Here is a 13,112-nt window from a genome sequence, read left to right as displayed (position 1 = left end):
AAATGTTATTTGCCTTTATAACCCACAAAAAAGCCTGAAAACAGAATTTCAAGCTTTTTCACAGAAACTGTATTATCTTATGTCATTACTTTGCAAAGGATATAGGGTGACCCATGCACATCTCGATAAATGAGATAACAAGAACTATGACGCCAAGCACAAGGGTATAATAAGCAAACACCTTGAATTTATCCGTTTTAACGAGCCAGTTTACAAGCTTGATAGCACAAAGTCCCACAAATGCGGCAACTACAAATCCAACTGCACAGCTAACCCAATCTATATCAGTATGTGTTGAAACTGCGTCCTTGACTTCAAGCAGACAGCTCATAAGTATAACAGGTATGCCCAGAATGAAAGAATACTTTACCGATGTTTCTCTGTTCATGCCTGAGAAAAGTCCTGCTGAGATAGTCGAGCCTGATCTTGAAACGCCGGGCAACAGTGCAACTCCCTGAAAAAGTCCGACCGTTATTGCGTCCTTATAAGCTATATCGCCCTGAGTCTTTTTACCCTTCACACAGCGGTCTGACATAAAAAGTATTGCCGATGTATAAAGAAAACAAAGACCCTCTGCAAAAATGCTTGAATCCTCTGCAATGCCCTCAAACCAACCCTTAAATGGCAGGAACGGTACAAGGCAGAAGCAGGAAACTATTATCATAACTATCATACGCCTTGGAGGATTCATATTTTTAAGAGTGAACTTGCCTGTAAAAATATCCTTTATCATAACGCCAAGCTCTTTTATCATATCCCATATTGTCTTCCTGAAAGCCACAAATACTGCTACCAGCGTGCCAAGGTGAAGTATCGCCGAGAAAAACAAAGCTCCCTCTCCGCTGTTTCCTGTAAAATGCTGATACAGTGAAAGATGTCCTGAACTTGAAACTGGAAGAAACTCCGTCAAGCCCTGAATTATAGCCTGAAAAATCGCATTGATGATACCCATTGCTGTCCTCCGAAATTTTGTTGTTTGTCAGAGATAAAAGCCGTCACGGCTGAGATAATGTGCCGGGTCTGTGTCCACAGCAGTATCATCATCCTCAAACTCTTCTCCGATATCTACGTCAGTCCTGAATACGTCATAAAGGTCGATTATTGTCTGAAACATTTTCAGCTTTCTCCTTTTCAGAACTGTTTTCTATCATATCATAAAGGCAGTCTATCGCCTCGGAAAGCCCTCCGAGCCTGTCGATAAGCCCCTCTTTTACAGCCTGCTCCCCGTCGATAACAGAACCAACGTCCATTACAAGCTCGCCCGTTGACATCATAAGCTCACGGAAACGCTCAGGCTTTATGGCTGAATTATCGCACACAAAGCGAACTATCCTTTCCTGCATTTTGTCAAAATAAGAAAGCGTCTGAGGTACTCCCAGCACAAGCCCGTTCATTCTAACAGGGTGTATGGTCATTGTGGCGCTTGGCACTATAAATGACTTTTTCGCACACACCGCCAACGGCACGCCTATGGAGTGACCTCCGCCCACAACCATTGACACAGTAGGCGTTTTCATACTAGCAATAAGCTCTGCAATGGCAAGTCCTGCTTCCACATCTCCGCCCACAGTGTTGAGGATTATCACAAGCCCCTCTATGCTCCTATCCTGCTCGATAGCCACAAGGGCAGGTATGATATGCTCATACTTGGTGGTCTTGTTTTGTGCAGGCAAAATATAATGCCCCTCCACCTGACCGATAATGTTCAGGCAGTGTATAACGTGCTTTGCGTCTGGCAATGTGACAGAACCCATTTCCTTTATCTGCCTTATATCCTCAGCAAGCTTTTCGCTCTCTACATTTTCTTCTTGTTCAGACACTCAGATACCTCCCGTTCTTCATTAGTAACTTTCGTCACAAGAGAAGTATTTGCAGTGTTCATTGAAAATATGCAGGAAAACCGCCACACCTTTAATATAATAGCACAAGTTCTACCTAATGTCAACAACTTGCAAGAGCTAAAAAAAACAATTTTGCAGGAATTTTACGCTATCCTGCAAATTATTTATAAAAAGTTTAAATCTATTTTTGATACTCCTCAGCAAGCACCTGTTCACACCAAAGTATAAGATCCGCGAAATCTTCCTTGTCAAGATAGGAGAAATACTTGTTCACAGCCTCACCCTCAGCAGCTTCTATGGTGTCCGTCAGGCAATAGCCGTCAGAAGAAATAGTTATCTCTGTTTTGGTGTTCTCTTTAAGTCCTAGAGTTATCTGTATAAAATCAAGTCCCGGATCTTTAGACGGCGCCGTCCTGTATGAAGCGTTTCCAAAGCTGTCTATCATTTTCACAAGCTCGTTGTAATCATCATGATCGGCAAGATAGCATTCTCCGTATTCTCCGCCTACTTTCACACAAACCTTTGCATATGCGCCCTCGTAGATATCATAATTATAAAAGTCATCAAAGCAAGCATAGTATATGCCGCCATTCTTTGTGAGCTTGTAAAAGCCTTTGTACGCCTTATTTGTATCTATGCTGTCGGCTGATATCTTCTCAACAGAATTCCACTTATCCGAGCCGTCTGATGACACAACATTTTTACCGTCAGGAATCATAAGTGAATAAACAGCGTCCGTGCCACTGTCATCAGCCTGCGACTCATATGTATAAAGGCTGTCAGCGGAGAATTTCTTATGCTTATAGTCACTTAAATTTCCGTCGCTGTCATATTTCATATACTGCATAGGAGCGTTGCGCTCTTTATCATAAGAAAGCTGTAGAATACCATTGCTCACCACAGTTATTTCAGTGTACTCATCAGCTTCAAGCACAACGTTTCCCGACTTGTCAAGAAGTCCCACTGCTCTGCCGTCACGATAAGTGAAGAAAAGATCCGCAAGAAGCTTTTCACATTTATATTCCTCAAAAGGCTGCTCCTCAACCTCGGCAACATACTGAGTGCTGTCAAAGCTTGTATAAAGCTTTCGTGTAAGCTCGTCAAGGCTTTTTATTTTATTCAGAAACTCCGGAAATTTGTATTCCTTGACCTTCACATTGCTTGGTTGAGCTGAGTCGCTTGTCTTTATCTGAGACACCGCAGACGACTGTGTTGTTTCTTTGTCTTTTTCACAGCCGAACATAGAAATTGTCAGCATCAATGCAAGCGCAAGAGCCGCACATTGTTTTCTTTTTGTCATCGTTATCCCCTCGTATTTTATTTTGTTATCTCACAGCACGAGCCGTTACACTATATTATAATACACAAATCTGATTTTTGCAAGATATATTAAAACTTTTTATTCTTTATCATAGCAGTATGGTAATACGCTAAATGTTATAAAAGTGTTAAATGTTTAAAAGTGCCTTTACATATAGAATGTTTTGTGCTATAATATCCTAGTGGCAGTGTTGATTTTAATAAATATCTGCTACTAATTTTGCTGTTTTATGGCAAGGAGGATAAAATTAAATGGTTAGAGCGATTGTCGGCGCAAACTGGGGCGACGAGGGTAAGGGCAAGCTTACCGATATGCTTGCTGAAAAGTCTGATATAGTAGTAAGATTTCAGGGCGGTGCTAACGCAGGACATACTATTGTAAATCACTACGGAAAGTTCGCTTTGCACACTTTGCCTTCCGGCGTATTTTATGATCACACAACAAATATTATCGGCAACGGTGTTGCACTTAATATCCCTGTATTTTTCAATGAGCTTAAAAAGGTAACTTCCGAAGGCGTTCCAATGCCTAAGATACTTATTTCCGACAGAGCGCAGATGGTAATGCCATATCACGTTTTGTTCGATCAGTACGAAGAAGAAAGACTCGGAAAGGCAAGCTTCGGCTCAACAAAATCGGGTATCGCACCTTTCTATTCTGATAAATATGCAAAGATAGGTTTCCAGGTACAGGAGCTGTTTGATGAGGAAGCTCTCAAGACAAAGATCAAGAGAGTTCTTGAAACGAAGAACATTCTTCTTGAACACCTTTATCATAAGCCTCCTATCGACGCTGATGAGCTTTTCAATACTCTTATGGAGTATAAGGAAATGGTAGCACCATACGTTTGCGACGTGTCTGCATTCCTTTGGAACGCTATCAAAGAGGGCAAGAACGTTCTTCTTGAGGGTCAGCTTGGCTCACTGAAGGATCCTGACCACGGTATCTATCCAATGGTAACATCTTCATCTACACTGGCAGCATATGGTGCTATCGGTGCAGGTATACCTCCTTATGAGATAAAGACTATCGTAACTGTTGTTAAGGCTTATTCTTCCGCAGTTGGTGCAGGTGCATTCATTTCTGAGATATTCGGCGATGAAGCTGACGAGCTGAGAAAGAGAGGCGGCGACGGCGGAGAGTTTGGTGCAACAACAGGCAGACCTAGAAGAATGGGTTGGTTCGACTGCGTTGCAACTAAGTATGGCTGCCGTATCCAGGGCGCAACAGATGTTGCTTTCACAGTAGTTGACGTTCTGGGCTATCTTGACAAGATACCTGTATGCGTAGGCTATGAGATAGACGGCGAGGTTACAACAGACTTTCCTACAACAAGAAAGCTCGAAAAGGCAAAGCCTGTTTTCGAAGTTCTCGACGGCTGGAAGTCAGACATCAGGGGAATCAAGAAGTATGAAGATCTTCCTGAAAACTGCAAGAAGTATATCGACTTCGTTGAAAAGCATATCGGCTTCCCTATCACAATGGTTTCAAACGGACCAAAGAGAGAGGACATCATCTACAGAGAAAGCCCACTTTCAAAGTAATTTCAGATATCACAAAAGGCTGCGGCAAAAAGTCGCAGCCTTTTTCATTTATAGTGTAAAAAAACGAATGATCGGCACGTCGCATTTCTGCGAAACAGAAATTTAGCCGCTCCCCTACAACTAACGTAGATATCGTTGATTTGGTACAGGTATGATATTAAACACTAACTAAGTGTAGTTCTACATTTTGGCTTTATTGAGAAAATAGAGGATATCTTTTGGAGAATAAGCTTCTACCGCTCCGTCACGGAGAAGCGCACACTGTCCTGCGTATTTCTCGCTGAAAATGTCATGAGGCGGTATAACAAAAACGTCTTTATTCTGGGATAAAGCATGATTTACAGTATTCAGCGTGCCGCTGCATATTCCTGCTTCAACCACAAGAACGCAATGTGAAAGTGCCGAAACAATGCGATTTCTTATACGAAAATTCTCAGGAACAGGTCTTGCCTGCGGAAAAAATTCTGATATGGCTACCCCATGTGTTGCTATCTCACGCTTGAAGCCCGTCCTGCCACGAGGATAATCATATTCTAGCCCACAGCCCATAACAGCTACAGTGCTTCCTCCTGCACGCATCGCACTGCGGTGTGCGGCAGTGTCGATACCCATAGCAAATCCGCTTATGATATTTACCCCACGTTCTGCAAGAAAGCTTGAAAATTCCTCCGCCACAGCTACAGAATAATCGCTTGGTTCTCTAGTGCCGATAATTGCAACGCTCTTTTCAATAGACAGACAGCTTACATCGCCACGGCAGAAAAGCACAGCAGGTGGACATTCTATCTGTTTCAACCGTTCAGGATAAAGAGGATCGTCAGGGGTGAGGATATATATACCCTTTTTCTCGCAGTATTCAGCCACCTGTTTCGCCTGAAAGAACGTACAGCAGGCTATCTTTTCAGCCTCCTGCTGAGTAACATATCCACAGCGCAGTGACAATAGATCATCGCACATTTCTTCAACGCTGTCATAATATGACATAACGTCCCATAAACGCTTGTCCGCAGGTCCGAACGCAACATCGAGCCACAGCCACAACAGCTTTCTGTCTGTATTTTCAAGCATTTTTCCTGCACCTCCAGTTGGCAGATTTCTTTTAATCTTATTGTATCATATTTTATTGTTAAAAACAACAAAATTTTATAGCATTTTGGTTAAATCAAAGGATTACTGTTGAAAAGGGCAAGACCATATGTTATAATGAATATTGAAAATTTGAACTTGAAAGGATCGTTGCTTAATGATAAACAAGCTTGACCTCAGCGGAGAGTGGCTGCTGTGTCTTGACAAGGAATGTAAGGGTACTGACCTTGTTTTTGATGATACAATAAACCTTCCAAACACCACTTCCAACGCTAAAAAAGGCGAATACAATACTGAGAGAGAAACAGGCTTTCTTACAGACACATATAAATTTGAGGGCTTTGCATGGTTCAGAAAAAACGTTGACTTCTCTGCTCTGCAATGTGAAAATCTTAAACTTTATCTTGAAAGAACAAGAATAACTGAACTTTATATAGACGGCAAAAAGATAGGCAGGCAGGAGAGCCTTTGCACTCCGCACATCTATGACCTGAACGAGTATATCGGTACTGGCGTGCATGAAATGACTATCTGCGTTTCAAATGTTGGCTACAAGACCAAGGGCGGACACCTGACTTCACCTGACACTCAGACCAACTGGAATGGTATCACAGGACGCATCGAGCTTATAGGCTACAAAAACGCCCACGCTGAAAATGTTATGCTTTGGTGCGATATCCACAACAAGACAGTAAGAGTAACAGCCAACATAACAGGCGGAAAAAGTGGAAAAGCTGTCATAAGTGCAGAGAGCTTCAACAGTGAAAAGAATCATACACCTGCTGTGCAGAGCTTTGAGTACAAAGACGGCAAGCTTGACGCTTTATACAAAATGGGCGACGATTGCCTGCTTTGGAGTGAGCATGAGCCTAATCTCTACAAGCTGAGAATAGATATCGACGGCGACATGAGCGAGCATATCATCGGTATGCGTGAGTTCAGGACTGAGGGCGGAAAATTCACCATAAACGGCGAAAAAACTTTCCTCAGAGGAAAGCATGACGGCATGATATTCCCTAAGACCGCTTTTGCCCCTACCGACCTTGAGGAATGGCTGAGGATAATGAAGATATCAAAGTCATACGGCATGAACCACTACCGCTATCACACCTGCTGTCCCCCTGAGGCTGCTTTTATCGCTGCGGATATGCTTGGAATTTATATGGAGCCACAGCTTCCTTTCTGGGGAAATATCACAGAAGAGGGCGAGGAGAACCACAATCAGGAGGAGCAGGATTTCCTCGTTGAAGAGGGCTTCAATATGCTGAAATTCTTCGGCAATCACCCTTCCTACTGCATGATGTCAATGGGCAACGAGCTTTGGGGCTCAAAGAAGATACTCAACGATATCATAGGCGGCTACAAGAAATTTGACAGCAGACACCTTTACACACAAGGTTCAAATAATTTCCAGTGGTTTCCTAACGTTATAGAAAATGACGATTTCTTTGTTGGCGTAAGACTTGCAAACGACAGGCTTATAAGAGGCTCATACGCTATGTGTGACGCTCCACTTGGTCACATTCAGACTGACAAGCCTGCGGCAAATCACGATTATGACAGCATTATAAGACCTAAGAAGCAGGCAAGCTCCACGGAAATTTCAGAGGACGGCACTGTTCAGATACAGTACGGCACGACCATGAAAACTGTCAAGGCAAGCGAAGCTGACGCAGATTTTATCCCTGAAGTGCCTATCGTTACTCACGAAATAGGTCAGTATGAAACTTATCCGAACTTCAAGGAGATAGAGAAATACACAGGATCCCTTAAAGCCAGAAACTTTGAGGTATTCAGAGAAAGACTTGAAGAAAAGGGTCTGCTTCCGCTGGCTGAGGATTATTTCAAATGCTCAGGCAAGCTTGCTGTGCAGTGCTATAAGGAAGAAATGGAGGCTGTTTTCCGTTCAAGACTTCTCGGCGGTTTCCAGATACTTGATATTCAGGATTTCAGCGGTCAGGGTACTGCCCTTGTGGGTGTGCTTGACGCATTCATGGACAGCAAGGGACTTATCACAGACAGCGAGTGGAGAGAGTTCTGCAATGATGCTGTTGTAATGGCGCGTTTTGACAGCTATGTTCTTGAAGCTGGCAGCAGTTTCAAGGCGCACACAGAACTTTGCAATTACAGACCTGACCTTAAAGAAGGCAAGCTTATTTGCACTCTCACTCTTGAAAGCGGCGAAGTAATCGGCAAGGTGGAAAAAGATTTTGTATCAGAAGGCAACTACACTGACATTTGCGATGTAGAGTTTACTCTCCCACAGGTCACAAAGAACACAAAGGCTGTGCTTGCACTTGAAATTGAGGGTACTGACATACGCAATCACTATGACCTTTGGGTGATACCGACAGTTGAAAAGACAGATATAAGCGGCGCATACATTTTCGACGAGGTGAACGATGAGGCTGAAAGTCTGCTGAAACAGGGCAAGACAGTGCTTATCGTTCCTGACCTTTCAAGGCCTGACAATTCTATTGAGGGCTTCTACTGTCAGGACTTCTGGTGCTATCATATGTTCTGTATCATCTCACAGATGATGAAAAAACCTGACCCTGTTGGCACAATGGGACTTCTTATCGACACCGAACACCCTGCTCTTGCAGGCTTTGCAGGTAAAAAATACTCAACGCCACAGTGGTGGGAGATAGTTCAGAACTCACGCTCGGTTATTCTTGACGACTTTAAGGGCGAGAAAAATGTTATCGTGAGAACTATCGACAACTTTGACCGCAACCACGATCTTTCACTCCTCTACGAGTATGAAAAGGACGGCGGCAAGGTGGTAGTTTGCTCATGCGATTTTGATAAGCTTTCACACTCCCCTGAGGGACGTGCGTTCATAAAGTCTGTTGTTGACTATGTAAGAAACTAACAGAATATTTATTGCTAAGGGCTGTACTGTTTTGCGGTACAGCCCTTATTATGTTTGTGCTTGTTGCATAAAACGTCCGCAAAACATTTGTCTGATATAACAAAAGTGCCGACACTACAGTGGCATATGGTTCACTTATTACGAAAAATGTGTTATAATTTAGGTGTATGTTATACAGGAAGGTGATGTTAAGTGCCAAAAGTAAAACGTTATAAATACAAGAATATTGCAGCGGCTCTTGCCATACTGCTTTTGATCATTCTGGGAATATCTACATCGTGCAGTTCAAAAGCTGACAGCCCGAAGAAAATTTCCGACAGCTCGTCAAACTCCTCTGCGGTCAAGGCTGACAGCAGCAGTAAAAAAGCTGTAAAAAAGCTTACGGGCAATTATATGTATGTTACCGCAAAAAACAAAACTGATATGGTAAATGGAGATCTTATTCTCGTTAATGGCGACCACTCATTCACCGGTACAGTGAATAACACAGACACAGTTTATTCCTATTTGTTCGACAAGAACGGAAGTCAAATAATGTCCACCAGCAGCACTCAACTTACGGCTAAAAAAGAGACCTTTGAAGCCTTTGGCAAAATGGGAAATGATTTTTATGCTGACAAGAAGATATCAACACTTATGATAAACACAGCTATGCCTGCGGAAGATGATGAAGACAGCAGCTCTGCCTGCTACGAGCATGACACTGGACTTGCCTTTGACCTGCATCTTTATGATGCAAGCACAGGCGCATATCCTGAGTTCACAGGCGAGGGAGATTATAGTTGGATATCTGAAAACTGCTGGAAATACGGACTTATCCTCAGATACCCAGAGGACAAAGCTGACATCACAGGTGTAAGCCCTATGGCTTATCATTTCAGATATGTGGGAATACCTCACGCTGAGATAATGACAGCAAACAAGCTTTGCCTTGAAGAATACATAGATTTTGTCAAGGACTATACATTTGAAAAACCGCTCACATTCACGGCTTTTGATGACACTGAGTATTCAGTTTACTACGTTGCCGCAGACAAGGGCAGCACCACGAACGTGCCTGTACCACTTGACGACAGCAACAATGAGCGTCCTAACACTATCTCAGGCAACAACGTTGACGGTTATATCGTCTGCGTGAATATGACAGAAAATGCAGCACCTGCTGACTCGTCCTCTCAGACAGACCAGCAGGCGGCTACAGAATAAATTTTTCGGAGGAAATAAAATGCTTAAAGAAACAGTAGAAATAAAAGTAGATTATGAAAAGGCTGGCGTTTCGAGCGAAGGCTGCGCACCTGTGCTTGATTGCTATTACAACACACTCACTGAGGAAATAGGCAGAAAGAAGCACAAGGCAATTATAATCTGCCCGGGCGGAGGATATGATTGGTGTTCTGAGCGTGAAGCTGAACCTGTTGCATTCAGATTTTTGGGTGCAGGCATATGCGCATTTGTGCTAAGATACTCATGCGTCAAGAAAAGATTTCCTACTGACGCTTTGGAATGTGCAGCGGCTGTCAAGTATGTTAGAGATAATGCGGAGAAATTTGACATTGACCCTGACAAGATAATAGTATGCGGTTTTTCAGCAGGCGGACACCTTGCGGCAACAATGGCAAACTTCTGGAACAGCGAGCTGCTCACAAAGCCTCTTGGCTGCGATCCTGAGGACATCAAGGTAAACGGCTCTATCTTGGGCTATCCTGTTATCACATCCGACCCTGAATACACTCATGAAGGCTCAATACTCAATATTATTGGCGAGGAAAAATCATCGGAGCTCAGAGAGCTTGTTTCAATGGAGAAGAGAGTATCGGAGAACACTCCTCCTACATTCATCTGGCACTGTGCTGATGATGGCTGTGTAAGGGTTGAGAACACACTTTGGTATATGTGCAGTCTTTCAAAGTATCACATTCCATTCGAGAGCCACATTTATGAATACGGTGGACATGGACTTGCATTGTGCGACGAAACCACTGCCACATGGGAAGGTCACTATCAGCCGGTGGCGGCTCATTGGGCAGAGGCAGCTATTGATTGGGTACATAGGCTATAAAAATATGTTGCGTGTGGCAACATAATTAAGCTAAAAAAATGACTCACATCAATTTGATATATACTCATATAGACATTTTCAAAGAACTAATATGAATGACCTATATAGTGAACTATGAACAGAACAGGTAGATACCTCAATTGAGTTATCTACCTGTTTTTATTTATCCTTTTCTCCTCACTCGTATGATCTGTTAAGAAGTTGGATATGTTTTGACGTGAGTCATTTTTTATCAAGAATATTGAGTATCCCTCGGGATATATGTTAAATCTGTTGGTTATCCCCAAACTTCTTCGGCGATCTCCTTAACAAGAGCAAGCTTTGCCCACTGCTCCTCCTCTGTGAGCTTGTTGCCTATCTCGCAGGATGCAAAACCACACTGCGGGCTAAGGCAAAGTCTGTCAAGTGAGATGTACTTTGCAGCCTCGTGGATACGGTCGATAACAGCCTGCTTGTCCTCAAGCTCAGGCTTCTTTGATGTGATAAGTCCGAGGACTACCTTCTTGTCGCCGCTTACTGCCTTCAAAGGCTCGAAACCGCCTGAACGCTCATCATCAAATTCAAGATAATATGCGCTTACGTTCTCGCCTGCAAAAAGTGTTTCTGCAACGCTGTCATAAGCACCGCTGCTTGCATATGTTGAGTGGAAGTTACCACGGCAAACGTGAGTTGTGATAACAAGATCCTCAGGCTTGCCCTCGATAGCAAGGTTGTTTATTCTCAGCAGAAGTCTTTTTATATCCTCAAGTCCTGCGTCGTCAACTCCAAAAATAGCCTTTGCATTAGGGTCAACTATCATGCCCCACGAGCAATCGTCAAGCTGAATGTTGCGGCAGCCAGATGCGTAAAGGTCAGCGATGACTTTTCTGTAGCCCTTTGCGATATCCTGAACAAGCTCTTCTGTATCGTTATAATACTTCTTTGTGTTCTCCAGTGCGAAAGGCATTATCATCTGCTCAAGAAACTGTGCAGGTGCAGGGATAGTCTGCTTTGCGACTGTGTTCTCGTCCTCGAGAGCCTTAACGAATTTAAAATGCTCAACAAATGGGTGGTCGCCAACTGATACCTTGCCTGTAAGGTATGTATCGTCTATCATTGCGGCTTCGCCATGGAATGGCAGACCTGTCTGTGTCTTGCTGTGACCAACTCCGTTGAAGCCCCACATAAAGTCAAGATGCCATGTGGCTCTGCGGAACTCGCCGTCTGTGATGATATGATAGCCAGCCTTTTTCTGCTTTGCAACGAGATCAAGGATAGCCTTATCCTCTACCTCTTTAAGCTGCTGGACTGTGATAGCGCCCTTTTCAAAATCTGCTCTTGCCTTTTTCAGATAGTCAGGTCTGAGAAAGCTGCCCACAAAATCGTAGCGGCATGGTACTTTGATATTATTGCTCATTTTTATTACCTCTTTCATTTTATTATAGTTTATTTCCTATTAGTTTGCTGGTATTTAGTATAGCACGAAAAAAGGCGATAGTAAAATATTTATTTCTGTGGAATAGATATAGTTTCAGACTATAGCGAATCGAATAGTTTGCTTGACTTTGGGGCATATGGTGTGGTATAATGAATAATACGATATAATTAGACGATAAATCGAGATTAGATAAACAAAGGTATGTAATATGATAAAAATTGTGTGGTCAATAAAAGATATAAATAAATATCAAACAGGAAACTTACCCGATAATGCAATAAAGATAGAAACGCCTAAGAGCGTCGATGAACTGATGAAAAAAGCGTTGCCGATAGCTGTAATTCTATGTGTTTTACTTTTTGCCGCTATGCTTGGTAAAACCATTGTGTGCAAGGTGGTCGTGATCTCTCCAATATTTATTCTGGTGGGATTTGCTTTAGGCTTTTTATTGTTGATAATTCACGAGTGGTTACACGGAATCGTTTATCCTAAGGACGCAGATGTAACAATAGGAAGAATTAAAGGAAAGACAACATTTGTGGCATTAGCATCATATCCATTAAAACGAGATAGGTTTATATTGATGTGTCTGCTGCCTTTTGTTCTTGGGGTGGTTCCTTTTATATTATTTTTAATCAGTCCTGCCGAATTTAGAGTATTTAATGGATTGAATTTTGGAATGGCGTGTATGGGTATGGTTTCGCCATTTCCAGATGTTTATAATGTCCTTACCATTCTAAGGCGCTCTGAAAAAAACGATTCAATAATGTTCTACAAAAATGATATGTACAAGATCTCTTGAATTTCCAGACTAAGCTTTACCCATATATTCCACCGATACAGCCCCCTCTGTATCGGTATTTTTCTGTCCTTACCGCCTTCCATCGCCCCAATTGTAGGTTTGTCAATCATATTGGACACTATTATTAAGAAATTCGATAGGCGAAAACCATTTGAGGGGACGCATAG

The 13,112-nt window shown here is 42.7% G+C and carries 11 protein-coding genes; 5 read left to right on the top strand and 6 right to left on the bottom strand.

Translation table 11 applies throughout. The features are described 5' to 3' along the window. Positions 1–85 precede the first annotated feature (85 nt). The 4 genes from AB5Z01_RS11520 to AB5Z01_RS11505 all read right to left on the bottom strand — a co-directional run bounded on the left by AB5Z01_RS11520 (position 86) and on the right by AB5Z01_RS11505 (position 3,141). Entirely contained in the window at positions 86–952 is an 867-nt protein-coding gene (locus AB5Z01_RS11520) for an undecaprenyl-diphosphate phosphatase (protein ID WP_118124013.1), read from the bottom strand. A 27-nt stretch (positions 953–979) separates the two neighbouring features. Continuing rightward, positions 980–1,114, bottom strand: coding sequence for a hypothetical protein (locus AB5Z01_RS11515; RefSeq protein ID WP_022287311.1), 135 nt, complete (start codon positions 1,112–1,114; stop codon positions 980–982). After that, entirely contained in the window at positions 1,086–1,754 is a 669-nt protein-coding gene (locus tag AB5Z01_RS11510; protein WP_081856029.1) for a ClpP family protease, read from the bottom strand. Before AB5Z01_RS11510 ends, AB5Z01_RS11515 begins: the two co-directional genes overlap by 29 nt. Positions 1,755–2,022: 268 nt before the next feature. Beyond that, positions 2,023–3,141: a hypothetical protein gene (locus AB5Z01_RS11505; RefSeq protein WP_332008779.1), complete on the bottom strand. Its 1,119-nt coding sequence runs from the start codon at positions 3,139–3,141 to the stop codon at positions 2,023–2,025. Between the two features lie 272 nt (positions 3,142–3,413). Here AB5Z01_RS11505 and AB5Z01_RS11500 point away from each other — a divergent pair, with 272 nt between their 5' ends. Then, on the top strand, positions 3,414–4,706 hold the full coding sequence (locus AB5Z01_RS11500) for an adenylosuccinate synthase (protein ID WP_046441005.1): 1,293 nt from the start codon (positions 3,414–3,416) through the stop codon (positions 4,704–4,706). Positions 4,707–4,886: 180 nt separating this feature from the next. Here the strand turns inward: AB5Z01_RS11500 and dprA are convergent, their stop codons facing one another. Beyond that, a complete protein-coding gene (gene dprA, locus AB5Z01_RS11495; RefSeq protein WP_368365546.1) occupies positions 4,887–5,774 on the bottom strand; it encodes a DNA-processing protein DprA in 888 nt (295 codons plus the stop codon). A gap of 175 nt (positions 5,775–5,949) precedes the next feature. On the opposite strand from dprA, the gene AB5Z01_RS11490 reads away from it, so the two are divergent. The 3 genes from AB5Z01_RS11490 (at position 5,950) to AB5Z01_RS11480 (ending at position 10,726) form a co-directional block, all read left to right on the top strand. Then, a complete protein-coding gene (locus tag AB5Z01_RS11490; protein WP_368365545.1) occupies positions 5,950–8,667 on the top strand; it encodes a beta-glucuronidase in 2,718 nt (905 codons plus the stop codon). Positions 8,668–8,859: 192 nt separating this feature from the next. Next, a complete protein-coding gene (locus AB5Z01_RS11485) occupies positions 8,860–9,873 on the top strand; it encodes a M15 family metallopeptidase (protein WP_195246857.1) in 1,014 nt (337 codons plus the stop codon). 19 nt (positions 9,874–9,892) lie between these two features. Then, positions 9,893–10,726 carry an alpha/beta hydrolase gene (locus tag AB5Z01_RS11480; protein WP_117865311.1) on the top strand — a complete coding sequence of 278 codons (834 nt, stop codon included), beginning with the start codon at positions 9,893–9,895 and terminating at the stop codon, positions 10,724–10,726. Positions 10,727–11,003: 277 nt separating this feature from the next. Here the strand turns inward: AB5Z01_RS11480 and AB5Z01_RS11475 are convergent, their stop codons facing one another. After that, entirely contained in the window at positions 11,004–12,122 is a 1,119-nt protein-coding gene (locus AB5Z01_RS11475) for a 5-methyltetrahydropteroyltriglutamate--homocysteine S-methyltransferase (protein WP_287216181.1), read from the bottom strand. 229 nt (positions 12,123–12,351) lie between these two features. Here AB5Z01_RS11475 and AB5Z01_RS11470 point away from each other — a divergent pair, with 229 nt between their 5' ends. After that, the gene (locus AB5Z01_RS11470) at positions 12,352–12,945 is read left to right on the top strand and encodes a DUF3267 domain-containing protein (RefSeq protein WP_287216182.1); all 594 of its coding nucleotides are present in this window, start codon (positions 12,352–12,354) and stop codon (positions 12,943–12,945) included. Positions 12,946–13,112 lie beyond the last annotated feature (167 nt).

Source organism: Ruminococcus sp. RTP21359st1_H3_RTP21359_211015, from assembly GCF_040909065.1.
Taxonomy (GTDB): Bacteria; Bacillota; Clostridia; order Oscillospirales; family Ruminococcaceae; genus Hominimerdicola; species Hominimerdicola aceti.
This window is presented reverse-complemented; position numbering and strand designations above follow the sequence as displayed.